Source organism: Acidaminobacter sp. JC074 (genome assembly GCF_022496765.1).
Taxonomy (GTDB): Bacteria; Bacillota; Clostridia; order Peptostreptococcales; family Acidaminobacteraceae; genus JABXKX01.
Window position 1 is genome coordinate 316674 of the sequence record NZ_VANV01000009.1, and the last position, 25111, is coordinate 341784.

At 35.6% G+C, this 25111-nt stretch carries 21 protein-coding genes and 1 riboswitch; of the genes, 5 read left to right on the plus strand and 16 right to left on the minus strand.

What is annotated here, in order from left to right; all coding sequences use genetic code 11:
* Positions 1 to 84: 84 nt before the first annotated feature.
* From EZV73_RS11970 to EZV73_RS11980, 3 genes are read right to left on the minus strand one after another with little or no spacing between them, the layout of a single operon-like run.
* Positions 85 to 516, minus strand: coding sequence for a threonine/serine exporter family protein (locus EZV73_RS11970; RefSeq protein ID WP_240840554.1), 432 nt, complete (start codon positions 514 to 516; stop codon positions 85 to 87).
* Positions 513 to 1295 (minus strand): threonine/serine exporter ThrE family protein, encoded by a 783-nt coding sequence (locus tag EZV73_RS11975; RefSeq protein ID WP_240840555.1) that lies wholly within the window; start codon positions 1293 to 1295, stop codon positions 513 to 515. Before EZV73_RS11975 ends, EZV73_RS11970 begins: the two co-directional genes overlap by 4 nt.
* A 52-nt stretch (positions 1296 to 1347) precedes the next feature.
* Positions 1348 to 2289 (minus strand): TraB/GumN family protein, encoded by a 942-nt coding sequence (locus EZV73_RS11980; protein WP_240840556.1) that lies wholly within the window; start codon positions 2287 to 2289, stop codon positions 1348 to 1350.
* 146 nt (positions 2290 to 2435) lie between these two features.
* On the opposite strand from EZV73_RS11980, the gene EZV73_RS11985 reads away from it, so the two are divergent.
* Genes EZV73_RS11985 through EZV73_RS11995 form a run of 3 tightly spaced genes read left to right on the plus strand, consistent with a single transcriptional unit; the run spans position 2436 to position 5677 of the window.
* A complete protein-coding gene (locus EZV73_RS11985) occupies positions 2436 to 3401 on the plus strand; it encodes a DUF1624 domain-containing protein (protein WP_240840557.1) in 966 nt (321 codons plus the stop codon).
* On the plus strand, positions 3398 to 4867 hold the full coding sequence (locus tag EZV73_RS11990; protein ID WP_240840558.1) for an alpha-amylase family glycosyl hydrolase: 1470 nt from the start codon (positions 3398 to 3400) through the stop codon (positions 4865 to 4867). Before EZV73_RS11985 ends, EZV73_RS11990 begins: the two co-directional genes overlap by 4 nt.
* The gene (locus EZV73_RS11995) at positions 4868 to 5677 is read left to right on the plus strand and encodes an alpha/beta hydrolase (RefSeq protein WP_240840559.1); all 810 of its coding nucleotides are present in this window, start codon (positions 4868 to 4870) and stop codon (positions 5675 to 5677) included.
* 28 nt (positions 5678 to 5705) lie between these two features.
* Here the strand turns inward: EZV73_RS11995 and EZV73_RS12000 are convergent, their stop codons facing one another.
* From EZV73_RS12000 to EZV73_RS12050, 11 genes are all read right to left on the minus strand, one after another.
* Entirely contained in the window at positions 5706 to 6695 is a 990-nt protein-coding gene (locus EZV73_RS12000; protein ID WP_240840560.1) for a LacI family DNA-binding transcriptional regulator, read from the minus strand.
* A gap of 133 nt (positions 6696 to 6828) precedes the next feature.
* Complete coding sequence (gene pulA, locus EZV73_RS12005) at positions 6829 to 9762, minus strand: type I pullulanase (RefSeq protein WP_240840561.1); 2934 nt, start codon at positions 9760 to 9762, stop codon at positions 6829 to 6831.
* An 8-nt stretch (positions 9763 to 9770) separates the two neighbouring features.
* Positions 9771 to 12146, minus strand: coding sequence for a glycogen/starch/alpha-glucan phosphorylase (locus EZV73_RS12010; RefSeq protein WP_240840562.1), 2376 nt, complete (start codon positions 12144 to 12146; stop codon positions 9771 to 9773).
* Between the two features lies 1 nt (position 12147).
* Positions 12148 to 13632, minus strand: coding sequence for a 4-alpha-glucanotransferase (gene malQ / locus EZV73_RS12015; protein ID WP_240840563.1), 1485 nt, complete (start codon positions 13630 to 13632; stop codon positions 12148 to 12150).
* Positions 13625 to 15745, minus strand: coding sequence for a TIM-barrel domain-containing protein (locus tag EZV73_RS12020; protein ID WP_240840564.1), 2121 nt, complete (start codon positions 15743 to 15745; stop codon positions 13625 to 13627). Before EZV73_RS12020 ends, malQ begins: the two co-directional genes overlap by 8 nt.
* Positions 15742 to 16761, minus strand: coding sequence for a LacI family DNA-binding transcriptional regulator (locus EZV73_RS12025; protein ID WP_240840565.1), 1020 nt, complete (start codon positions 16759 to 16761; stop codon positions 15742 to 15744). The genes EZV73_RS12020 and EZV73_RS12025 overlap by 4 nt, the downstream gene beginning before the upstream one ends.
* Before the next feature lie 116 nt (positions 16762 to 16877).
* Complete coding sequence (locus EZV73_RS12030) at positions 16878 to 17837, minus strand: 1-aminocyclopropane-1-carboxylate deaminase/D-cysteine desulfhydrase (protein ID WP_240840566.1); 960 nt, start codon at positions 17835 to 17837, stop codon at positions 16878 to 16880.
* The gene (locus tag EZV73_RS12035; RefSeq protein ID WP_240840567.1) at positions 17834 to 18265 is read right to left on the minus strand and encodes a GNAT family N-acetyltransferase; all 432 of its coding nucleotides are present in this window, start codon (positions 18263 to 18265) and stop codon (positions 17834 to 17836) included. Before EZV73_RS12035 ends, EZV73_RS12030 begins: the two co-directional genes overlap by 4 nt.
* A 67-nt stretch (positions 18266 to 18332) precedes the next feature.
* Complete coding sequence (gene htpG / locus EZV73_RS12040; protein ID WP_240840568.1) at positions 18333 to 20198, minus strand: molecular chaperone HtpG; 1866 nt, start codon at positions 20196 to 20198, stop codon at positions 18333 to 18335.
* 139 nt (positions 20199 to 20337) lie between these two features.
* A complete protein-coding gene (locus EZV73_RS12045; protein WP_240840569.1) occupies positions 20338 to 20502 on the minus strand; it encodes a hypothetical protein in 165 nt (54 codons plus the stop codon).
* A 156-nt stretch (positions 20503 to 20658) separates the two neighbouring features.
* Positions 20659 to 21612, minus strand: coding sequence for a DUF4349 domain-containing protein (locus EZV73_RS12050; protein ID WP_240840570.1), 954 nt, complete (start codon positions 21610 to 21612; stop codon positions 20659 to 20661).
* A gap of 125 nt (positions 21613 to 21737) precedes the next feature.
* Here EZV73_RS12050 and EZV73_RS12055 point away from each other — a divergent pair, with 125 nt between their 5' ends.
* Together EZV73_RS12055 and EZV73_RS12060 are read left to right on the plus strand one after the other, a co-directional pair.
* On the plus strand, positions 21738 to 22145 hold the full coding sequence (locus tag EZV73_RS12055; RefSeq protein WP_240840571.1) for a bacteriohemerythrin: 408 nt from the start codon (positions 21738 to 21740) through the stop codon (positions 22143 to 22145).
* Positions 22146 to 22154: 9 nt separating this feature from the next.
* Entirely contained in the window at positions 22155 to 22655 is a 501-nt protein-coding gene (locus tag EZV73_RS12060) for a GAF domain-containing protein (protein WP_240840572.1), read from the plus strand.
* 102 nt (positions 22656 to 22757) lie between these two features.
* Positions 22758 to 22840: riboswitch (cyclic di-GMP riboswitch) on the plus strand.
* 151 nt (positions 22841 to 22991) lie between these two features.
* On the opposite strand, the gene EZV73_RS12065 is transcribed toward EZV73_RS12060, so the two are convergent.
* Complete coding sequence (locus EZV73_RS12065; protein ID WP_240840573.1) at positions 22992 to 23621, minus strand: NAD(P)H-dependent oxidoreductase; 630 nt, start codon at positions 23619 to 23621, stop codon at positions 22992 to 22994.
* 125 nt (positions 23622 to 23746) lie between these two features.
* Complete coding sequence (gene ltrA / locus EZV73_RS12070; protein WP_240840574.1) at positions 23747 to 24997, minus strand: group II intron reverse transcriptase/maturase; 1251 nt, start codon at positions 24995 to 24997, stop codon at positions 23747 to 23749.
* Positions 24998 to 25111 lie beyond the last annotated feature (114 nt).

A 25111-nucleotide genomic window follows, 5' to 3' on the forward strand; every position in this document is an offset into this window, starting at 1 on the left:
TCTCCTTAATTTCGTACAATAATTATATAATAAAATACTTTGTAATGAAACAAAATAGCCCCTATCAATAGATAAGGACTCATCTTATTTTTCAAAGTTAAATGGCTTTCTTATTAGATTACCAAATGTTGTAGATAAGATAATTGCAGAAGCAATGATCACTGCCACCATAATGGTTTCTACACCTACTCTCATGGCTTCATCGTAGTTGGATTCAATGATGCTTAACATTGAGAAATACAAACCATAACCTGGTACCAAAGGAATAATACCCGGTATAACAAATACTGTTGCCGGCATTTTTCTGTATCTTGCTAAGAGTTCTGATAAGATACCTACTACTAGTGCCCCTACAAAAGAAGCAAAGATGACCGATATGCCCATATCTTTTAAGAGTTCATAAAAGTACCAGCCAAAACCACCAGTGATGCCTGCATAAAGCACTTCTTTTCTTGGACTATTAAACAAAACAGCAAAACCCACTGATGCAAAAAAAGCATAAATAAAATGAATCATATAACACTCCCTGTTACTATTACCTTGATATGAAGAACAACACCCACACCAAGGGCAATTGCAATGGCTGCTAATACAGCCTCTGTCAGTTTAGAAACGCCAGACACAAAATCTCCAGTAATGGAATCTCTAAAGGCATTGGTAATGGCAACACCTGGTACTAAAGGCATCAAGGACCCGATAACGATATTGGAAAGTTCGAGTTGTATGCCTATATTATGAAAGCTTAAAATCAAGATAAAAGCCACTAAAGTATTGACCATACCGCCTATGGCATTTCTAACAAATGAACCAATGTACCTGCCTAAAAACCTTACAACGGAAACAACAGTAAAGGATGTTACAAATGCTGAAAATGCTTCAAGCATGTTACCACCAAACGTCAGTGTAAAAAATCCACCGGCAAGTCCTCCAAACAAACTCACAATAATCGGCTTAAAGTGTGGCGTATTTAATATATCTTTTAAGGCTTGATTGGCCTCTTCTATGGTCATGTCCGAATTTACAAAACTTCTCGAAAAACTATTGATCTTCGAGATTATCTCCAAGTCAATTGTATGGGACTTGGTTCTTTTTACATATGAATATAATTCCCCATTATAATCGCATGATAAGAATATACCTGTAGGAATCGTAAAGATTTCTACATCTAAACCTCTACTGCAGCAAATTCTTTGTATGGTATTCTCTACACGCATGGTTTCAGCGCCATGTTCTAACATAATCTTGCCTGCAGCAATAGAAACCTCAAGGATTTCTTTTACTTGATTTTTTTCCATTCACTCACCTCGAATATATTGTATATGAATGTAAAATAAAAAGAAAGTAATATCACTTTCTTTTAACGTCATAGCCCTTATCATTTAGCATTTTTATAACTGAATCTTCACCCAAGTAGTGGGCAAGGCCCACAACGACAAAGTATGTCTTGTCTGTTTCAAGATATGATTCTATCTTTTCTGTCATTAAGATATTTCTATCATGAAGCATCTTATCTTCCACATCATCAGAAAAGCCACCCTCACCTGTAAATAAATACTCTGTCATTTTTTCATCATCCGCTGCTAGATAAAGTTCATACATGGTATTAAAATCTTGAACAGTCTCTTCAGTTGTACCTAATCCAAGTAAAAAAGCTGACTCCTGTTCTGCATCTGTAAAATCATTGATAAGGTTAATCTGATATTCCAAACCTTCTAAAGCGGCAATTTCTTTTTCCATCTCATTTGCCTTTTGAAGAAAATACATGTCAACGCCTTCTAGGGCAGAATAAGGCGATTCACTTAACTGAAGTGCCAGTAAGTTAGAACCTAAGGCCCAAACTTTAAATCTCTGAAGCATCAAAGGATTGACGCCAGCTTCTTTGCATATAGACTCAAACTTCTCTATACCTTCAGGTGACAAGTGATCGTAAACTGTTTCCTCGCCCTTATAAAGCATCAGGGGTAGTGTCGCCTCAACTGCTTTACCATCTGAAATATCCGCTTCAACGCCAAGTACATCCGCCTCATAAAAGGCCTTCTCTACTTTTTCGGACATAGGATAAAGTGATTCATCTGCCATATGTATGGAGCCAAACATATAAACTGTGGCATCTCCCTTTGAGACTTCCCACATATAGCCTTCATAGTCACCATACTCTAAAGGTAAAACAGCCTCTTTCGTATCTTCAACAGATATTTCATTATTAATAGCCTGATTATTGGCTTCATTAGACTGACACCCAACCAATACCAGAACAAAACATAAAATTAGTGTAATTATTTTTTTCATTTCAATCCTCCTGTAACAAATATAACACAAGAAATAATCAGTTCAACTAAGTCCATTATTCTTAATACAATGAAAATATCTTTTAAGATTTCTTTATACCTTAATAAATATATTTCAAAAGGGTATTCATTGAATGAGGTGGTCTTATGCGAAATAAAACAATTGATATGTTTAGAGGTATCATTATGATCTTAATGGCCCTTGATCATGCATCTTATTTTATTATAGATACACATTTTTATGAAGGCTATGATTTTATCACGCCCTATCCATCTAGTCTTGCCTTTATGGTCAGATGGATCACACATTTGTGTGCACCTGGATTTTTCTTTGTTCTAGGATATTCTTTGTATCATGCTTATCAAAAGAAGAAAGCCTATAAACTCATTTTAAGAGGCTTTTTCTTAATCTTCTTACAAGTAACTTTTATTAATTTTATATGGCAAATTGACTATATTTATATAGGTGTCATAACTATATTAGGACTATCTATGATTCTCATCACCCTATTCATGCCACTTATAAAAAAATATGGCTTTATCATAGGACCACTACTGATTCTTATGGGCCAGTATATACCAGAAAGTCATCATTTACTTACTGGTCTGCTTTTAAAGCCAGGTCTATATGGTGATTTTTATATCTTATACACCTTAACTACATGGTTGGGTATAGGCATTCTCGGTGTATTTGTAGCTTCACTGAAGCAAATACCATATTTAAAACTATCGCTAATTTCATTTATCGTATTCATTCTTTTTAGTCTAGATAAGGCAAATATGAAGGAAATTTTTATCATTGTAAAATATCCACCCTCTATTGGCTTTATAGGCATCACACTAGCCATAAACTTTTTTATGATGTTTGTAATTGATAAATACAGCATCTACATAAAGTCCGTTCTTATTATTGGCAAGGAACCATTATTCTTTTATATAGCACATTTGTATTTATACAGTCTGGCAGGCTCCCTTGTAGAGTCTAATGCCTACTGGATACTTTTTCTATCTTATATACTAAGCTTGCCACTTCTGTATTTAATGGTTAATTTATATGCAACCGCTTGCATAAACCTTCAAAACCAGTATAATAAATATAGGAGGCGTATATGAAAAAATTATTGATACCACTATTTATAAGCCTGACACTCTTTTCTTGTCAGGATAATCAAGCAGTTAATGACATGCAATCTGAAAACGAAACAATAACTGAGCAAAGAGTTGTTGAAGAAACAGAAGAAGAAACATCTCTTTACGAATATGAGGTACCTTACACTTCTTCTAACTTTAGTCCAGAGGATTTGATTTACTTCATCATGGTAGACAGATTCTATGATGGCGATCCTTCCAACAACAATTTTGACGATTTTAGTGATGACAAAACTCAGCTTAAATACTTTCTAGGTGGAGACTTAGAGGGGGTTATTAAAAAGCTTGACTACATAAAAGAACAAGGGGCTACTGCCATTTGGTTAACCCCAGTAAATGACAATGAACCTTTTGGTTATCATGGTTACTGGACTGAAGACTTTGAGGCCGTTGACCCTCACCTAGGTGATATGGCAACCCTTAAAAAACTTGTAGATGAAGCCCACTCTAGAGACATTAAAGTTATTTTAGACTATGTGGTCAACCACACAGGTTATAATCATCCATGGTTAGAAGACCCAGAAAAGAAAGACTGGTTCCATGGTAAGGGCACCATCACCAACTTTAATGACAAAGACCAACTTCTCAACTACAACTTGGCAGGTTTACCTGATTTGAATACCGAAAATCCTCAGGTAAAGGATTATTTCTATAAGAATGTTTTGTACTGGATTGATCAAACAGGCGTCGATGGCCTTAGGTTAGATACTGTTAAACATGTTCCTAATGAGTTCTGGAACGAGTTCGCTTATATCATAAAAGATAAGTATCCAGATTTCTTTTTACTAGGTGAAGTTTTTGCATCAAGCCCTACTCTTTTGTCTTCATACAATGAAGTTGGTTTTGACAGTGTGACCAATTACAGCATGTATGATGGTATCAAAGATACCTTTAAACTATACGGCGATGCTAATAAGCTGAAGATCGCCCTTAATAATCAGGAAAAATTTGATGACCCAACTATGTCTTCTATATTCTTAGACAACCATGATGTTAAAAGACTTATCAGTCAATCTTCTAAGAATGGCGACTTATTCTTAAAACAAGGCTTAACATTTGTTATGACCTACCCATCCATCCCGATTATCTACTATGGTACTGAAGTAGGCCTTGATGGCAAAGACGATCCTGAAAATAGAAAAATGATGGTTTTTGAAGAAAATGAGATCTATGACTATTACCAGTCATTAATAGGTTTAAGAAATGAAACACGTGATCTAAAAGATGTGGAAATACTAGACGTATCAAAAGACTATATCGTTATCAAATACTCAAACTTTGAAAGGTCTATGATTACAGCATTTAATATTTCTGCTTATGAACAGACCATTCAAATATCAGGTCCTTACAAGAATTATTTCACAGGTCAAGATATGACAGGAGAACTTATATTAGAAGCCATGTCGTCTTTAGTCTTAATGGAGGAATAAATGCATCAGATAATTATTGAAAAGATTACAATACCTTATTTAAAAACGGAAAGAACCCTAAGGATATACCTACCGCCTAATTACGAGGAGGACCTCTTATTTCCTGTCATCTACATGCATGATGCACAAAACCTCTATGATGTTGAAACATCTTCTTACGGGGCTATATGGGACGTTCATACCCATATGAACAATTATTACAAGATGCATGGACAAGGCCATATCGTTGTAGGCATAGACAACTTTGAAGGCAGACATAATCGTCTAGATGAATATTCCCCTTGGGTCAACACGACCATTAAGGAAGACGAACTCCTTCAAGGTATTCATGAAGATGTCGGCGGACTAGGTGATGATTATGTAGATTTCTTAGTAAAAGTTTTAAAGCCCTACATCGACAATAAATACAAAACAAAAAAAGACCGAACATCTACATCCATAATAGGCTCGTCAATGGGTGGTCTTATCTCCTTATATGCTGGTATGAAATATCCTGAAATATTTTCAAGAGTTGGTGCTTTTTCGACAGCTGCATGGTTCGCTGAAAAAGACTTGTTAATGGCCTTGAAAGATTATCAAAACGAGCTTGTTACAAAATGGTATCTCGATATCGGTACCAATGAAAGCAGTAATGACAAGAGAGACGATTTTGATGATCTTTATCTAACTGGCACTCAAAAGATCTATGATATTTTAAGAGAAAAAGTTGCTGATGAAAACCTAATGCTTGTCATCGATAAAGGTGGTATCCACAATGAAAAAGACTGGTCTAAGAGATTTCCAGCTGCAATAGAATTTTTACTAAAATAAGATAAAAAGAATGTGCTGAGCACATTCTTTAACTTTCTTTGATTAACTTAGTATCTACTATGTATGAGTTCATTGCTGACTCTAAATTGTTTAACTTATCTATTAGAAGCTTTGCCGAGTAATGGCCAAGTTCTACTGCATTGATTTCCACAGTTAAAAGTGGCGGTGTTTGGTAATTGCCAATTGGTGTATTGTTAAAACCTGTGACAGTTATCCCCTCTTTATTTAAATCCTTAAGTGCCTTAAGTGCACCTACTGCAATCAAGTCATCTGTTGTTGCAATGGCATCTACATCATTTTCTTCTAGCAAGTCTTTTGTCGCTTCATAACCGCCCGCTTCAGAGAACTTAACACCCTTAACCATGTTTTCATCTAAATGCAAACCACGATTTTTCAGTGCCATTTCATAACCAGCACGTCTATTTTTTGTTACCGTCAACTCCTTAGAACCACCAATAAATGCAATCTTTTGATTACCCTCTTTGATTAAATAGTTAACCATCTCATACATGGCCTGGAAGTTATCGTTATCCACCCATAAAGTAGAATCCGTGTCATTTGGTCTACCGATGACTGCATAAGGATGATTGTTTTCTCTTAAGAACTCAATACAAGGATCCTCTTCTCTTACAACAGTCATGATGACACCATCAATCAAGTTGGATCTGAACAAGTGATTTAAAGCTTCTACTTCACCCTCACGTGTTTCAGCATTTGTTAACATGATATAATAACCCTTTGACTGTGCATATGTTGTCACACCTGTCAGCACTTGAATAAAAAACGGGTTTTCAGCAAGTAGCTTCACATCATTAGGTAATAATAGTCCAATTGTTTTTGTTGCATTGGTTGCAAGCTTTCTAGCTGTTACGTTTGGATGATAGTCTAACTTTTTCATCGCTTTCCATACTCTATCTTTTGTAGCCTGACTGATTTTTGGATGATCAGTCAATACCCTTGATACAGTAGATGGTGATACACCTGCTAACTTTGCAACCTCTTTTATTGTTACTCTCATAATACCGCCCTATAATTTCATGCACCAATGATTGCTTTTCCTGCAACCGTTTGCATAATAAAATTATAAAACGTATTTGCACCTGTGTCAAGCGGCTCCATTATTTAGGCCATTTTATGCATAAAAGAAAGCGCTATTTGCGCTTTCTAATGATGATAAGGATAGTTGCCAATGCAAGTATTACTACAATCCCTACGATTAAAGTATTTACTGTATTAGAGTCAGCCTGAGGCATTTCCTCTTCTAAATCACCAATTCTATAAAGTACCATCGAGCTCATGGCAGGTACTTTTACAGAAGCCGCCACTTGTTCAATACCCTCAAGATTTGCCTGACCGTCTTTAACAACCACTTGATAGTCACCATTTAAATCAAAGCTTTGATCACTTTTACCTGCATTATGAATCACAATAATATTATCCCATGCATCATCTGCATAGTTGATTTCGTATGCAATGACTTGATTGTCTAACTGAATAGGCTTAATAGATTCTTGAATCTCTTCTTTAGTAGCCAGTCTAAATGCAGGGTGTGCTTTTCTCATTTCAATGAGTGTCGTGAAGTAACTTACAACATCGTCGTACTTCTCTCTTCTAGACCAATCCAAACGATTGACAATATCACTTGATTTATAAGAGTTTTCATCCCCTAGTTTGGTTCTTAAAAACTCCTGTCCTGCATGTATAAAAGGCACCCCTTGAGAAGTTAAAATAATGGTATCTGCTAAAAGATGCATGTCTTTAATCTCATTAGGCATAGCTTCAGGATTTGAAAGCTTTAACTTATCAAACAAGGTGTTGTTATCATGTGCTTCTACATAGGTTACAGACTGTCCAGGTTCAATGTCTCCCCAAGTCTTTAAATCCTCATAGTATACACCACCTACAATACCAGTAAAAACAGTGGCTTCCATGCCTTCTTTTCCATTGATAAAACCTTGATCAAGTGAATCGAATACTGACCCTTTAAGACCATCTCGAATGGTATCATTGAAATGAGCGATGCCAGGCATTAAGTGGGCTTGATTTTGATTGGCTTTAGAAGCTTCATCAAGAACTGAACCCATGTTCCAACCTTCTCCTATGACTGTAATAGAAGGATCAAGGGCTTGTCTGATTTGATTCATAGTTTCTACATCATGCAGACCCATTAGGTCAAATCTAAAACCATCCAAGTTATATTCATCAGCTAAGTATGTCACTGAATCGACCATAAACTTTCTCATCATGAATCTCTCTGAAGCTGTTTCATTACCGCAACCAGAGCCATTAGCGAAGTTTTCACCTTCTTTTCTAAAATAGTAACCTGGCACCAGCTTTTCAAAAGCCATAGCATCTACAGAATATACATGGTTGTAAACAACATCCATGGTTACCTTTAAACCTTTGTCATGAATAGCTTGTACAGCTTGTTTGAACTCACCTATTCTAACATCTGGTGTAAAAGCATCTGTCGAATATGAACCCTCAAGTGCATTGTAGTTAACAGGGTCATAACCCCAGTTAAATGAATAATCGTTTTTAGCTTCATTGATCGATCCATAATCATATATTGGCATAAATTGAATATGAGTCACACCTAAATCAGCTATATAGTCTAAACCTGTTGTAAAACCATTCTTTGTTTGTGTATTTGTTTCAGTAAAGCCTAAGAAAAGACCTTTATTCTCAATGCCTGACTGTCCATGCATAGATAAGTCTCTTACATGGATTTCATACATAATGGCATCCGTTATACTAGAAAAATCAGCTGTGTAGTCCGCTTGCCAGTTCTCTGGATCCGTTGAGTCAAGATCAATAACAGCAGATCTTAATCCATTAACTGATACACCCTTTGCATAAGGATCGACCACATACTCATAATCACCGAATAAACTGACATCATAAGCATAGAGTTGGTTATGAAGGTCTCCCTCAACTCTTGTTTCCCATACCCCTTTTTCAGACATGGTCATTTCATAGCTTTCAGCTGGCGTATCTACATCTGTAAAGAATGTCAAGTTTACATCCTTAGCAGTTGGTGCCCATACTTTAAAAGTTGTAGATGTCTTTGAGTAGATTGGCCCTAAGTCACCTTCATAATTGTAAGTCGAATTAAACTCAAGTGTGTCATAAATCTGGCCAAGTTGAACTTCAGAAGTCTCAAACCTAGGAATAGATAATTCTATTTCATCTGTATACTTAACAGCTTGGTCCAGAATAATGTTACCAGAAGACTGGTAAAAATCACCCGACATTTCAATTGAAGTCTGACTCGTCACAAGCTCACCGTTGACATAAACTTCAATAGGTCCCTTAAAGAACATATTTGTTTCTAACTCAATTGTCTTGGTATCATTGAGTCTTGCCTTTGTAATTTTAGGCATATAAACAGCATCTTCTTCTGAATAGAAAACACGTTCATTGTTCTCTACTAAAAAGATTTCAGCCTGACCATCTTTGATTTTCTTTACTTCATATGTAGCTAAGACTTGGTCGTTTTCTAGAACATCAACTAGAATGCCAGCCTTTCCTTTTGTCTCTTCGACTCTTAGAGAAACATTCGGTCCAAAATCAGATTGGCCATCTAATGAAATCGTTTGCCCAACTTCATCAAAAAAATAAACCCTTAGTGAAGTGTTTGCATAATTCTCATCATAGTTATGATAATTGATCATAAGTTCTACAGATTCATCTGTGATTTCATCTGCGCCCTCTGGATTTTCGTAAAAGAATTCTTCTCTACCACCATAAACCCATATCTCACCAACGCCACCGTCAAATTGGTCTATAAAACGGTCGTTTGGTGTATCTTTTTCCCATGAATCTGTTCTTACTATAAATCCAACCTTTTCATGTTTACCAGGAAGCGTAACAGTACAAACTTTACCGAAGTTATCTTCTTCGGTAAAGTCATTTGCACTACCCTCGCCACCTGCAGGCCAAATCCATAGATTCCAGTCTTTATCGTTATCCTCTGTTTCTTGATAATGAATAACGACTGTCGTATTCTCTTCCGCAACCGCTTGCATTGGTATTAATAAAAAGCATTGCAGTAGGATTAATAAACTTGCAAGTAATCTTTTCATCTGGCCCCCTAGATTCTGTTCTTTTCTATGTTCCAGATGTCTTTTGCATATTCTCTAATTGTTCTATCACTTGAGAACTTAGACGCATTACACATGTTCATCCAACATTTTCTCGCCCAAGCTTTCTTATCTCTATAAGCTGCATCAACTTTCATTTGAGCATCTCTGTAAGCTGCAAAGTCTTCAAATACAAAGTAGTTATCAGCAGCATGCCATGAAGCACCCTTTAATAAAGATGTGTAAAGCTCTTGCATATCTTCATCACCAGTGTAGTCAAATGTTACATCGATTAATGCATCCACAACTTCTTTTAAACCAGGTACTGTCATGTAAGGTACCTTAGGATCATAGTTACCCTTAAGCTTGTTTACATCTTCTACTGTTAGACCGAAGATAAAGTTGTTTTCTTCACCAGCTTCTTCAACAATCTCTACATTTGCACCGTCAAGTGTACCAATTGTTGGTGTACCATTTAACATGAACTTCATGTTACCAGTACCCGATGCCTCTTTACCAGCCATAGAAATTTGCTCTGATAAGTCTGCTGCTGAGAAGATTCTCTCACCGTAAGAAACTCTGTAGTTTTGAACAAATACAACCTTGATTCTACCTGCTACATCTTCATCATTGTTTACTAAGTCAGCAATATCATTGATAAACTTAATAATTGACTTGGCTCTGATGTAACCAGGCGCAGCCTTTGCACCAAAGATGAAAGTTCTCTTAACAATATCCATTGAAGGATCTTTTTTGATTTTATGGTATAAGTCTAAAATATGGAATGCATTTAATAATTGACGCTTGTACTCATGAAGTCTCTTAACTTGAATATCAAATATAGAATCAGGATCAATTTCTACACCTTCATGTTCTTTGATGTATTCAGCAAGTTGAACTTTCTTTTGAAGCTTGATAGCCATGAATTTCTCAAGCACAGCTTCATCATCTGCATACTTTTCTAACTCTTTAATTTTTTCTAAGTTGTTAACCCACTCATCTGTACCTAATAATTCAGTTACATAAGCAGATAACTCCTTGTTTGCAAGTGCCATCCATCTTCTTTGAGTGATACCATTCGTTTTATTTTGGAACTTATTCGGATATAACTGATACCAGTCATTTAACTCTTCATGCTTTAATAACTCTGTATGAAGGTAAGCAACACCATTAACAGCATATGAACCATAGATTGATAACCATGCCATTTTAATCATATCATTTGAGATAATTCTCATTGATTCAATTTTATCAGCATCATAACCCTTGCCTTCAAGTTCAGCAACAAACTGCTCATCAATTCTTACTAGGATCTCATAGATTCTAGGTAAAATCTCCTTGTAGAAACCATTCCACCACTGCTCTAATGCCTCTGCTAAGATTGTGTGGTTTGTATAAGCAAAAGTTCTTCTTACAATTGACCAAGCTTGATCCCACGCTAATCCTTCATTATCCATTAAAAGTCTCATCATCTCAGGTACTGCTACAGCTGGATGTGTATCGTTTAACTGGATAGCATAGTATTCTGGGAACTCATTGAAGTCATTTGACTTCTTCTTAAAGTCTTTGATCATATCTTGTAAAGATGCAGAAACAAAGAAGTACTGTTGCTTAAGTCTTAAAAGCTTACCAGCTTGCTCTGAGTCATTTGGATATAATACTCTAGAAATATCCTCTGCTGAGTTTTTCTTCTCTACTGAAGCAGTGTAGTCTTGATCATTAAATAATTTAAAGTCAAAGGCATCCACAGATTCTGCTTTCCAAAGTCTAAGTGTGTTGATGTTGTTTGTACCGTACCCAACGATTGGTGTATCATATGGAATAGCCTGAATTGTCTCATCAGCAAACTCAACCATGACAGCATCTTCTAATCTTCTTACAGACCATGGATCGCCATATTTTAACCAGTTGTCCACTTGCTCTACCTGACGACCATCTTCAAACTTTTGCTTAAAGATACCATAATCGTAACGGATACCATAACCTGTTAAAGGTAAGTCTTCTGTTGCAGCTGAATCCATGAAACATGCAGCCAGTCTACCAAGACCACCATTACCAAGACCTGCATCTTCTTCTGCTTCTTCTACAGCATTTAATGAGATACCTAACTCTTTTAGAGTTTCTTCAACTTCTGTGTATAAACCTAATGAGATTAAGTTATTACCTAAAGCTCTACCCATTAAGTACTCAGCAGATAAGTAAGATGCTTGCTTCTTCTTACCGTAAGACTCTTTTGTTTTGTTCCAGTCTTCAGATAACATTTCCATTAATGTCATTGAAACTGCATTAAACTTTTCATACTCTAATGCTGAATCAAAAGACTTAGCATACTTCATTCTCGTGGCATCCTTTACTGATGCAATAAACTTATTTTTGTCAAAATTCATATTAGCACAACCTTCCATATAATTTCGTCATATCATATATCTTCTTTGCAAGTTCGTCCGTTAACTGACCTGGTGCCATGCGCCATTCCCAGTTACCGCCGATAGTTGATGGTATGTTCATTCTTGCCTTATCGTCAAGACCTAAGAAGTCCTGCATTTGAGCAACAGCTACTACACCAACAGATGACCAAGCACCTCTGATAAAGCCCCAGTGATAACCTTCTTCTTTAGTCAGCTTAAGATAATCAATGGCCTTATCTATGTCTCCTTGATCTGTATTAATAAACCACCCTTGTACTGTATCGTTGTCATGAGTACCTGTGTACACAAAACAATTTGTTTCATAATTATGTGGTAAATAATCACTCTCTTCTTTTGAGTCAAATGCAAACTCAAGTACTTTCATGCCTGGATAACCAGATGCATCTTTAAAGTCAGCAACCTCTTGAGTCAAGAAACCTAAGTCTTCAGCGATAACTTTTAACTCGCCCAGTTCTTCTTTAATTGCATCAAACAGCTTCATTTCAGGGCCTTTGACCCACTCACCGTTGACAGCAGTTTCAGCACCGCCAGGAATTGACCAGTAGCTTTCAAAGCCTCTAAAGTGGTCGATTCTTACAACATCAAATAACTCATAAGTTGCGCGGATTCTTTCAATCCACCACTTATAACCTTGTTGATCCATCAGGTCCCAATTATAAATTGGGTTGCCCCATAATTGGCCTGTTGCAGAAAAGGCATCTGGTGGACAACCTGATACACATACAGGTCTGTTGTCTTCATCTAATAGGAATAATTCAGGGTTTGACCAAACATCTGAAGAATCTTCTGCCACATAGATTGGAATATCACCAATCATCTCTACACCATTTTTGTTGGCGTAAACTTTAAGTTCATGCCACTGCTTGAAAAAGATGTATTGAACAAAAGTCCAAAACTTCATTTCAGACTCATGCTGAACCTTAGCTGCTTCTATAGCGTCAGCTTGTCTTGTTCTTAATGCCTTTGGCCACTCCTGCCATGATCTTAAATCATTGTCATGCTTAAGTGCCATAAATAAAGTGTAGTCAATTAACCATGACTTGTGTTCTTCAACAAAAGTGTCCATTTCTCTTTTATAAGATTTTTCAGCTCTGGAATATGCAAGTCTAAGTAGAGCAGTCTTTTCATTGTTAACCTTTGTAAAATCAACCACATCAGTTTGATTGCCAAAATCTCTACCAGAAAAATCTTCTTCTGTTAAAAGACCTTTTTCCTTTAATACTTCTAAATCAATTAAGAGGATATTACCTGCAAATGTTGAAAGAGATTGATATGGGGAATCTCCATAACCCGTTGGACCAATCGGTAGAAGCTGCCAATATGATTGTCCTGATTTCTTTAAGAAATCTACAAAATCATAGGCCTCTTTACCAAAGGTACCAATACCCTGCTTATTAGGTAATGATGTGATATGCATCAAGATACCACTAGATCTATTAAACATGATACACTCCTTTATGTCGTTTATTATCAGTTGTTACAATATCATATGAAATCTCTTTACAACCAATATCGCCTGTATGTGATAGATGGATTTGACCATCATATTTAACATGAATATCAAAATAACTAGCTTCAGCGTCTCTAGAAATACCGTCATCTGAATACACTTGGTAAGAAGCATCTTTATCAACAAAGCCAATTAAATCCAAAGTCTCAACAGAAATATCTTCAACCTTGTTTTTAACTTCATTAAGTATTAATAGCGTACCCTGTCTTAAATAGTTTAACCATTCTTTTGTCTGAACCTGAACATACTGATGACCAGATTCTCTAAGCTCTAGAGCATAATTATCATTAGACTTGATCTTATACTCAAGCATTTTTTCAGGTAAATAGACATATCTTCCTTTTGCATTTGCCTGATGAACTGGTGCAAGCATAATACCAGAACCATACATCAACTGGTCTTCTACTTGATGACAATGTTCATCTTCAAAGTCAAATGATAAAGGTCTAAAAAGTAAAGTATTGTTAGTTCTTGCCTTCATAAACTCAGAATATAAGTAAGTAATGAAAGCATATCTGTATCTAATAATGTCACGTGTCACTTGAGTCGTATCATCTTCAAAAGAGAATGGCTCTTGGTGTCTTGAACCCATGCATGCATGATTTCTAAAAAGTGGTGTATAGACTGCAAACTGAGACCAACGCGTTGCAAGCTCACCACTTGCATTGCCCCCAAATCCACCTATATCAGCACCTGAGTATAAGAAGCCGCACATATTTAACGAAGGCATCATCTTAATGTTTTGTGTTAAGTGTTCCCACCATGCATGGTTATCACCCGTCCAAATACCACCATAACGGTGCATACCGATGTAAGAAGCTCTTGAGAAAAGTAAGATTCTTTTTTCAGGATGATTTCTTTCAAAGGCTTCACCAGCAGCGCGTGTCATGTTGTAACCAAACAGGTTGTGTAAATCATAGTGGTTATAAGTGTTACCATCTACTCTGTGATAGAAAGATTGATAATCTTCTTTATTATTAGATAACCACATAAACTGATCTTTCAATTTAAAGAAATCATAAATACCTAAGTTCTTACCTTTTTGATTGGATGCATACTCGATGGCTTCTTCAAGTTTCTTAGCAGAATAGAATATAGCCGGCTCGTTCATATCGTTCCAGAAACCTTCAATGCCCTTGTCAATTAAGAAATCATATTGGTCACCAAACCACTTTCTTGCTTCTGGATTAATAAAATCAGGAAAATGTACAAGACCAGGCCATACAGCACCAACAAAAGGTTTACCTTCAGAATCCTCACAGTAGTATCTGTTTTTGACACCTTCTTCATGCGTCTTGTAACCGTCTTCAATTTTGCAGCCTGCATCAATGATTGGGATTAGTCTAAACCCATCATCTTTAAGATCTTTTACAAATGATTCGAAGTTAGGAAATCTTTCTTCATCTATTGTAAAGTTTTTAAAATCCTTCATATAATCAATGTCCATGTAGATGGTGTCACATGGGATATCCGATTCTATAAATTTATCTGCAATTTCTCTGATGGCCTTATTGTCTGGGTATGACCAACGAGATTGTTGAAAACCAAATGCCCACTTTGGTGGTAAAAATGATGGTCCAATTGCCTTTAAAAACTTAGACACAATTGTTTTCTTATCACCTTCAATGATATAAAGTCTAAGATCTTTTCCTTCAATAGAAACTTTCAATTCATCTTTATGACTGAATCCAAAGTCAAACTCTATATAAGTTGGAAAGTCAATGTAAACACCAAATGATTTTTTACCATCAACAATAAAGAAGTTATGTGCCCCGTATAAAGCTCTTTTGTCTGGTGTATGGTTTGGATCATCTGTACAAAACGACTCATAGATGCCACCTCTTTTGTTGATGCCCCTAAGATTTTCTCCTAGACCATAAACCTTGTCATTTGAATCGAATTTATATGTAAGTGTCGTTACATCTTTTACGTCACATGATAAACCAGTACCATCAAGCAAGTCACTTAGCGATTCTACTGGTCTTATATTTTCAAAATCTACGATACTATCCGTTTCAAATGGCGTACCGATATTTAAATACTTCATTGTCCACCTCTCTCTTTAATTGTTTGTCCCTTATAAAATGTGGTCTCTAAGACTATATGACTCTTTACATCTTTATCTTTAAACTCAGATAAGACAATAGAAGCTATATTGGAACCCATTTCATCATAAGGCTGTTCAACTGTTGATAAACTAGGGTGCATGAACTTTGAAATTTCAAGACCATCAAAGCCTACAACAGATATATCATCAGGAACTGATTTACCAGCATCAAATACAGCTTTTACAGCACCTATGGCCATTAAGTCTGAAATTGCAAACACTGCTGTAAGGTCAGTTTTAAGAAGTTCTTTCATGGCATCATAGCCTGACTGCATAGAATAGTCTCCCATTGCAATCAATTCATTTGATGAAATAAGTGCATGATCCTTTAAGGCTTGTTCATAAGCCAGCTGTCTTCTTTCAGCGACATTGTCCTTACCATCTTCAGATGATATAAGGCCAATAGATTTATGACCAGAACTTATAAGTTTTACAACACCCTCATAAGAAGACTTAAAGTTATCAATGGTCACACTGGAATATAAATCCCTATCACATGCTTCATGAATAACTGTCGAACCAAATACTACTGGTATATCAAGTTGTTTGATATAGCCTTCGTCTTCTGGTAATAAACTACCACCAAGTATGATCAGACCTGCAAGTCTTTTCTCAAGTGCAAACTCAACAGCAACTTCCACTGTTTTAATGTGTTCCTTATGAAAATGTAAAACCAGTGCATGTTTCTCATTAGAGATTTTTTCTTCAATGGCTTCTACAACCTTTGAGAAAAAGTTTGAATATTCACCTATGATAAAAATACCTATATGGTTTGTTTTATTTCTCTTAAGATTTCTTGCACTGTTGTTGGGAACATAATTCAGTTCCTCAATAACCTTTAAAACTCTTTCTTTAGTAGAGTCTTTTACATCAGGCTGATTGTTAAGCACCCTTGAAACTGTACTGACACCAACACCAGCTGCTTTTGCTATGTCTTTAATATTTACTGATTTCATTTTATCTCCTAATGAAACTCTTTATAGTAATTATGACAACGTTTCCGGAAACGTTTCCGAAACTATATTCATTTTATCATAATTTAAAAAAATATCAAGAAAAAAAATAGCCGAAGCTATTTTATAAACAAATCCATTTTAGAGAAATTACCAAAGACACCACCTGTATGAATAAATAATATGTTGGCATTATCTTTGTATTTTCCATTTTTTATGTCCGTCATTAGACCATACATGGCTTTACCTGTATAAACTGAATCCAGAAGAATGCCTTCATTTCTTGCCATATCCAAGATAAAATCTATTTCCTCATCTCTACTTAAGGCATAGCCTCTACCAACATAGTCTGTCCTAATATCTACATCTTTAGGTGTAATCTCTGGAAGCATCGTATAAGGCTTTGACTCATTCAAAAGACTCTTAACCATATCAAATCCATCAACATTTGGATTGTAAATGTTATAACCGACATTTTTTATGTCTCTACCATGCTTTTTAATCCCCATCAAAAGACCAGTATAAGTCGAACCAGAACCAAAGGCAGACACAATATAATCAAACTCTATCCCTAGCTCATTTTCCTGGTTTTCAATTTCTGAAAAAGCATGTTCATAGCCAAGGTTTCCAATGCCATTTGAAGCACCTTCAGGAATAAGATATGTATGCTTACCTGAAGCATCTAAATCCTTTTTCATATCAGCCATAATTTGATGTCTATTTTTATAGTCTTCTAGGCTGATTAAATGTATTTTTGCGCCTATCATTTTATTTAAGAAATAGTTACCACTGCCTGGTACTTCATTTTCTTTTAAGACTAGGTGAACCTCAAAACCAAGTTTTACTGCGGCTATGGCTGTTGCTCTGCAATGATTTGACTGAATGCCACCACAGGTGATAACTGTATCAGCACCTAGAGCCTTTGCCTCTGCAAAAGAATACTCCAGTTTTCTTACTTTATTACCAGACAACTCAAAACCGGTTTGGTCGTCTCTTTTGATATACACATTGATGCCATTAAAATTGAACTTCATTTTTTCAATACGTGTCGGTAAGTTTGCTAAATTATACTTCTTCATTTCAACCTCTTTTCATATTGTATCCAGTCGTCTTTTATAGCAAGTCTCTTATAAGCCATCTTGTCAAAGAGGTGCTGTGCAGGATTGATAAGTCTAGTAGATAAAGTCATCCTATCATAACCATGAATTTGTACACTTTCTTCTAAAGATAACATCAGCTTTTGACCAATACCTCTGCCTCTAGATGATTCATCGACGTAAATAGAAAATACACACGGCATATCTTCATGTATACTCCAGTAGGCAAAACCCAAGATACTTTCTTCTTCAAATACAAACATACTGTCTAAGTTATCCTCATAACCTTTTAAGATATGTTCTTTGGCATCAAGCCACCTACTCAGGTCCTCTGGTTCAAAGCTTTTGATATATTTAAAATCCATATTGTAGATCTCTAAAAAATCCTCTATTATAGCCCTTCTTATCAAACAACCACCTCCGATACTATGATAACACAAAAGATGCACCTGAGTGCATCTTTTAGAATAAGTATTTTTACTTTATAATCGCTCTTTTTAAAATGTCATTTGAACGTTTAACAAACTTTGTCATACCTTCTGCAGTTAAAGGACGATGACTTAATACAGCCAAGTCATAGATCTGCTCAGTTACAAGATTAAGCGTCTCTTCATCACCTTCTAAGTGATCAATAGTGTATGATACAAGTGGGTTTTTCTTATTTAAAACTAAAGTCTCATCACTAGGGAACATAGAAGCATCCATACCCATGCCACCATACTGCTTCATCATGTCTTGCATACGACGTGATTCTTCAGTTAAAATGATCATACCTGCTAGATCTTCATTCTTTAATGACTCAATCTTAATTTTAATAGATTCTTGTCCAGTAGACTTCTTAAAGAGTTCTACAAGCTTTTCTTCTACATCTTTATGGTCTGTATCATCCTCTTCCTTTAGCATGTCAGAAATACCAGAGTCAACTCTCTTGTATTTCACATCCTCAGCCGCCGCTTCCATATGAGAAATAAAGGCTGAATCAATTGGATGGTCTAAGATAGCCACTTCTACACCATGCTCTTGTAGGTTTTGGATGTATTGAGTTTGCTGTAAAGTATCTGTTGTATAATAAATTTCTTTGTCTAATTTACCTTCATGTCTTTGAAGATACTCTTCTGCTGTTACATACTGGTCATCTGTCAGCTTAAATAAAAGGACGTCTTTAACCTTGTCGTTGAATTTCTTTTCTTTAATGGCACCATACTTAATGAATGGCTGAATATCATCCCAGTATTTTTCGTAAGCATCACGTTCAGTTTTGAATAAGCCTGTTAACTTATCTGCTACCTTCTTAGAAATGTAGTCAGAAATCTTTTTGACAAAACCATCGTTTTGTAGCATCGATCTAGATACATTCAGTGGAAGATCTGGACAATCAATCACACCTTTTAAAAGCATTAGGAACTCAGGAATAACTTCTTTTAAATTATCCGCAACAAAGACTTGGTTGTTGTATAACTTGATTTGACCTTCTAAAGTATCAAAGTTAGTACCTAACTTAGGGAAGTATAAAATACCCTTTAAGTTAAATGGATAATCCATATTTAAATGAATCCAGAATAATGGCTCTTTGAAATCCATAAATGTTTTTGAGTAGAAGGCCTTGTACTCTTCATCTGTACATTCAGATGGTTTCTTTGCATAAAGAGGTGTCGTATCATTTAATGCTACAATTTCTTCTACAATATCATTGCCTTCTTCATCCTTTTGAGCTTCTTTATCTTCAACTGTAAAGAAAATCTCATATGGCATAAAAGAGCAGTATTTTTCAATGGTTCTTTTAACTGTAAACTCATTCTCGAAATCTACACCATCTTCACCTAAGAACAACTTGATTTCAGTACCACGAGTCTTTCTTGTACCTTCTTCTAACTCAAACTCAGTACCGCCATCACAGTGCCACTTAGCAGATGTCGCACCTTCTTGATAAGATAATGTGTTGATTTCTACCTTTTCCGCTACCATAAAAGCTGAGTAAAATCCTAGACCAAAGTGACCGATAATTTGATCTTGGTCTGCCTTGTCCTTGTATTTCTCAATAAAGTCTTCAGCACCAGAAAATGCAATTTGATTGATATATTGCTTAATTTCATCAGCTGTCATACCAATACCATTATCTATAAATGTCAAAGTCTTTTCACCTTGATTTAAAACAACATCGATTTTATATTCAGTTTCATCTGACTTAATTTCGCCTAGTGATACCAATGACTTGTACTTTGTAATTGCATCTGATGCATTTGATATCAATTCTCTAATGAAGATATCATGATCTGAATATAACCATTTCTTAATTATAGGAAATATATTCTCACTATGTATTGAAAGATTGCCTTTTTCCATTTAAATCACTCCTTTAATAATTCTTGTATCTCTTATATCCAAGTATAATTATAGAACTACCATTTATCTCTGTCAAGAAATTTTAGCACTCTTTAATATTAGTGGCTAATAATTTATAATTTACAAAGAAAAAAGACCACTATAAGTGACCTTTCGCTATTTCTTCAATTAATTCATCTGTTATGTTAAGATGTACTTTACCATCAATCAATATCATTGGAATCCCTACTGCATGAACACGTCTAACAATATTGAAATCATCGCTGTTGTCTCTGATTTTCAAGAACTCCTTTAGATTTTTCATACTATCTGTAATTTCCACATAATCAAACTCAACATTTTTTTGTAAAAGAGCCTCTTTTACACCAGGACAGCCTGGTCAATGTTTTGAACCATATAATTTAATTTTCATGAACACCCTCCTCAAAGTTATTATACACGATTTAGGTATAATATTGTATTACTTTTTCTCTTCAGGTGCTTGAACATGAACTTCTTTTGGAAAGACCTTTCTATAAATCTTTTTACCTACAAGAATCAAGATAAATAAAAGTGGCACGTAGATAACAAGAAGTGGAATAGAACCGATAGCCCATACTGCAAAACCTTCAAAGAAATCAGTAATTTCTTCTAATGAATCATTGAACTTAGCAGCAATTCTCTCACCTAATGTTTTAGGCGTTTCTTCTTTTTCTACAATTTCATGTACCTCATAGATAGAAACACTTAAAGTAGAATATGAAACCAAGTTCTCAAGTCTTTTAAGGGTACCTGTTAGGTTTTCAATCTGATATCTTATATTAGAAAGTTCTCTTTCAAGTGTGATGATATCTTCAATCTTTTCAGCCTTACTTAGGATATTTAAAAGGCGTTCTTCTTGTACTTCTAAAGTCTTCTTGTGAGCTTCATGATCAAATACTTGTGCAGTGACATCTTCACCGTATGTGTTTGATTGAATAACCGTTCCCACAGTGGTCATATCACTCATAAACTGTTCAAACTGCTTGGCAGGAATTCTTAATGTAAAATGAGCTGACCTAGTTGACCAAGAGTCTTCAATGTCTTTGCCTCTTACATTGGATGATTCTATATAGCCACCAACACCAACAATCTTGTCATTGAGTCTTTGAACAGCCAAGTCATATTCCAAGGTTTGAAGTTCCATTGAAGCCGACTTGATGATCATCCTATCGGCCATGGGCTCGGATGGTGCTTCAGATTTTGATTCTGATAGTGTATAGTTGGTGCCACCAAAATCATCCATAGAAGCTTCCGTTTCATACACAGCCTCTTCTGTTTCAACTGCGTAGTTGTAATCAGCTGAATTAGCCATGCCGGCATCATCACTGGACCCACAAGCTACAAGACCAAATACACTTACTGCTACTAAAAGTAAAGATAAAATTTTTTTCATAACAACCTCCAATCTTTTCCCCTATATTATATGGACGCAAATGTGAAATTAAAGTTCCATAAAATCAAAAAAATTAATTGCATTTCCTATCATCTATCTTTATTATAGACCATAGGAGGGATAATATGTTTGATTGGAAAGAAGATTATTCTGTTGGTGTAAAAGAAATTGATGCCCAACATAAGAGACTATTTGAAATGGGTCAGGCTATGTCTGATTTGGTTTCAAACCACGGTGATGAGGATATCTACGATGAGTTAACAGCTATGTTTAACGAACTGATTGATTATACAAGATATCACTTTAATGACGAAGAAAAATTGATGGAAAAAGTAAATTATAAGGATTTAGAAGATCATAAAGTCCAACATCAATTATTTGTAGAGAAATTAGAAGCCTATGATTTAGAGACAATTGATGAAGATCAAGGGGCATTTGCACTGAAACTTCTTAAGACAGTTGCCACTTGGATCTTTAAACACATCACAGGTGATGACTTTAGATACAGAGAGGCTATGACAGCATTAAGTTAGGAGATAAATATGAAGCAGATAGATAAAATTGATTTTGAAACTAAAAAGCAACTTTATAAGTATATGAACATCAAGTTAACAGGACTTATAGGATCAGAAGATGATTGGCTGGCTAATTTATCTAATGCTTCTGCCCTACTTTGGCTACTACTTGATGATATCAACTGGGCTGGTTTCTATTTATATAGAAAAGACAAGCTCATCTTAGGACCTTTCCAAGGTAAACCTGCATGTGTCAACATTGAAATAAGTAAAGGTGTATGCGGTACAGCTGCAGAGACTAGAACAACACAATTGATTAAAAACGTCCATGACTTTCCTGGTCATATAGCATGCGACTCTGCATCTAACTCTGAGATTGTTGTGCCTATTATCAAAGACGATCAATTGATTGGTGTATTAGACATAGACGCACCTATTTTGAATCGTTTTGACCAAGATGATCAAGCAGGTTTAGAGAAGTTTGTAGAAACACTCAACAAGTATATGAAATGGGAAGATATTCTTTAAATGTCTTCCTGAAATCTTTTTATACTTTTTTTGTACAAATCACTTGCCAAGTGTCGAATAATCTGTTATTATATTATTAAATTAATAAAACAGTTGAGATTTTCAACGAAAAGGCAAACATGCTGAAAGGCATGGACGCAAAGCTAAAGGGCCTTCCTCTTATGAGATGGCAGCCAGCTCCCGAAAGAAGATTTTTTTTAGGTCTTAAATGACCAACTAATTATGTTTAGAAGGGAATTGAACATAGTTCAATCTCTTTATCTAATATCTCTTTATCATTTCAACCAAACTAATAAACCCAAGAGCTTCTCACTCTTGGGTTTATTAGTTTTTGTTTTATTCTTTTTTCTTCTCTACATCATAGTAAATGGGAATTCCCACTCTTTTTCCTAAGTAGTTTAAATTTTGAAAATCAATATCAATCTCCTTTTTAATATCATAATCCAGGATCGATTGATTAATTCGATCAACAATACCTCCAAGCTCTTCCTGACTGGTATTGTCATGAATACTTTCTATTTGAACAAGCAACATACGATGTTTATAACACCATGGTAAAAGCTCCATAACAGCAATCCCCTCTTGTCCTTCCTTAGCTGAAGAAACAACCACTATGACCTCTTTCCCCTTTAATTGCTGATCTCTAAAAGGATACAAACACTCCATCAGCGACTTGGTCTTGCCAGTCAAAGAACCATAGTATATAGGTGCTGCAATGATAATGATATCAGCCTCATGAAAGGCTCTTAATACAATGTTATTCATCTTGTTGATGCAAACTTCATTGTCTGCACAGCTTTCACAAGCACTGCAGGATAAAGAACTGTAATCTTTATCAATAAGATCTAACTGCTTGTAGTCAATCGTCTTATGTTTATCTAAATTAAGATCATTTAAAAACTTACGTGATCTTGATTTTTTACTCATGGAAGTAGATATGCCAAGTATCTTTATTGTCTTCGTCATATTCAGTCACCTCTCTTAGATATATACCAAATATTTGACAAAAACAATAGAGTAGGCGTATAAATCTCTTTATACGCCTCTCACAGATCCGGACGTGCGGGTCATCGCATCCGGCTCCTCCGCTGTTATCCCCTTTGGGGGTGGAATTCATCATAAATGTCCACTAAATCGACCAAACTTTGTTCTTTAAACCATTTGTTTGACATAGCTATGTGTGATTGAATTGTTTTAGTGTTTCTCCAACCTCTAATTGCTATTGAGTCTATTTCACCTTTCCATCCAGCCTTGCGTAACGCCTTGTTAAATTTCTTCGGCGTTTTCCAGCTTCGCATTTGCATGCCTCTAAGCCGTCGTTTAATCCAACTCATCAGCTCTTTAAATAAACTCTTCACATTGCCTTTACCATAATAGTTTCCCCATCCTCGAATTATTGAGTTAAATTTGTATTTGAGAGAATACATCATATTTACAGTTTGATTTCGACTCGTTAATGCCTTAATTTTTTCTTTAAAGGCTTTCACACGTATCTTGTCTATTCCTAAGAAACCTTTGTTGAATACAAAGCCTAGAAATGTAAACTGCTCTTCAAATGTATCAATTATCTTCGTCTTTTCGGGATGAAGTATTAACTTATACTTGTCCTTTAAGAACTTCGTTAACGATTTTAGTACTCGTTCTGCGCCTTTTCTTGATGTATGGAGTATCACAAAGTCATCTGCATAACGTACAACTTTATGTCCTCTCTCTGTTAATAACTTATCCATCGGATGCAGGAAAACATTTCCATATAATGGACTTGTATTCGAGCCTTGAGTCGCGCCCCGTACAGTCTCTTGATAACAACCATAGTCTAATATCCCAGATTTCAATGTTTTAGTTATTAAGGAAAGTATATCGTTGTCCTCAATCTCTAAAGCTATCTCGTCCAGAAGTAAATCGTGGTTTATCATATCAAAGTATGATTTCAGGTCTGCATCAATTACATATCTGTATTTGCGCTTTAAGTTCTTATTTACATCTTCTACTGCTTGATGACAGTTCCTATTTGGTCTAAACCCATAACTGCAGTCTAGAAACTTATTTTCAAATACCGGTTCTATCACCTGACGTAATGCTTGTTGTACTATACGGTCTTCCACGGTTGGTATCCCAAGCGGTCTTTTACTACCATCTTGTTTGTCTATATATACTCGCCTTACCGGTCTTGGGACGTATGTTTGTTTTATTAACTTAGTTTGAAGAGCTTCTAGATTGCCATCCAAATCATGCTTATAATCAGCTATCGTCACATTGTCCACTCCAGCAGCTCCACGACTTCTCTTTACTGCTTGAAAGGCTTCTTTTAAATTAGACATTGCGTGTACCTTTTCATACACTACATTTACCACCGTCCTTTAGTTTTTCTTTACTCCTACTCGTTGAAAACAATCTCTGATTCTGTCTAATGTTTATGTATCAAGTCAACTTATAATGTACCGTTTCTTTAACGT

Coding starts and splice junctions, on each gene's coding strand:
- EZV73_RS12030 (WP_240840566.1), bottom strand. CDS start 17,837: ATGAAGAAGTATAATTTAGCAAACTTACCGACACGTATTGAAAAAATG.
- EZV73_RS12025 (WP_240840565.1), bottom strand. CDS start 16,761: ATGAAATCAGTAAATATTAAAGACATAGCAAAAGCAGCTGGTGTTGGT.
- EZV73_RS11975 (WP_240840555.1), bottom strand. CDS start 1,295: ATGGAAAAAAATCAAGTAAAAGAAATCCTTGAGGTTTCTATTGCTGCA.
- malQ (WP_240840563.1), bottom strand. CDS start 13,632: ATGTTTAATAGATCTAGTGGTATCTTGATGCATATCACATCATTACCT.
- EZV73_RS11970 (WP_240840554.1), bottom strand. CDS start 516: ATGATTCATTTTATTTATGCTTTTTTTGCATCAGTGGGTTTTGCTGTT.
- EZV73_RS12020 (WP_240840564.1), bottom strand. CDS start 15,745: ATGAAGTATTTAAATATCGGTACGCCATTTGAAACGGATAGTATCGTA.
- EZV73_RS12065 (WP_240840573.1), bottom strand. CDS start 23,621: ATGACGAAGACAATAAAGATACTTGGCATATCTACTTCCATGAGTAAA.
- EZV73_RS12050 (WP_240840570.1), bottom strand. CDS start 21,612: ATGAAAAAAATTTTATCTTTACTTTTAGTAGCAGTAAGTGTATTTGGT.
- EZV73_RS12045 (WP_240840569.1), bottom strand. CDS start 20,502: ATGAAAAATCTAAAGGAGTTCTTGAAAATCAGAGACAACAGCGATGAT.
- htpG (WP_240840568.1), bottom strand. CDS start 20,198: ATGGAAAAAGGCAATCTTTCAATACATAGTGAGAATATATTTCCTATA.
- EZV73_RS12000 (WP_240840560.1), bottom strand. CDS start 6,695: ATGAGAGTAACAATAAAAGAGGTTGCAAAGTTAGCAGGTGTATCACCA.
- EZV73_RS11990 (WP_240840558.1), top strand. CDS start 3,398: ATGAAAAAATTATTGATACCACTATTTATAAGCCTGACACTCTTTTCT.
- EZV73_RS12060 (WP_240840572.1), top strand. CDS start 22,155: ATGAAGCAGATAGATAAAATTGATTTTGAAACTAAAAAGCAACTTTAT.
- EZV73_RS12055 (WP_240840571.1), top strand. CDS start 21,738: ATGTTTGATTGGAAAGAAGATTATTCTGTTGGTGTAAAAGAAATTGAT.
- pulA (WP_240840561.1), bottom strand. CDS start 9,762: ATGAAAAGATTACTTGCAAGTTTATTAATCCTACTGCAATGCTTTTTA.
- EZV73_RS11995 (WP_240840559.1), top strand. CDS start 4,868: ATGCATCAGATAATTATTGAAAAGATTACAATACCTTATTTAAAAACG.
- EZV73_RS12010 (WP_240840562.1), bottom strand. CDS start 12,146: ATGAATTTTGACAAAAATAAGTTTATTGCATCAGTAAAGGATGCCACG.
- EZV73_RS11985 (WP_240840557.1), top strand. CDS start 2,436: ATGCGAAATAAAACAATTGATATGTTTAGAGGTATCATTATGATCTTA.
- EZV73_RS11980 (WP_240840556.1), bottom strand. CDS start 2,289: ATGAAAAAAATAATTACACTAATTTTATGTTTTGTTCTGGTATTGGTT.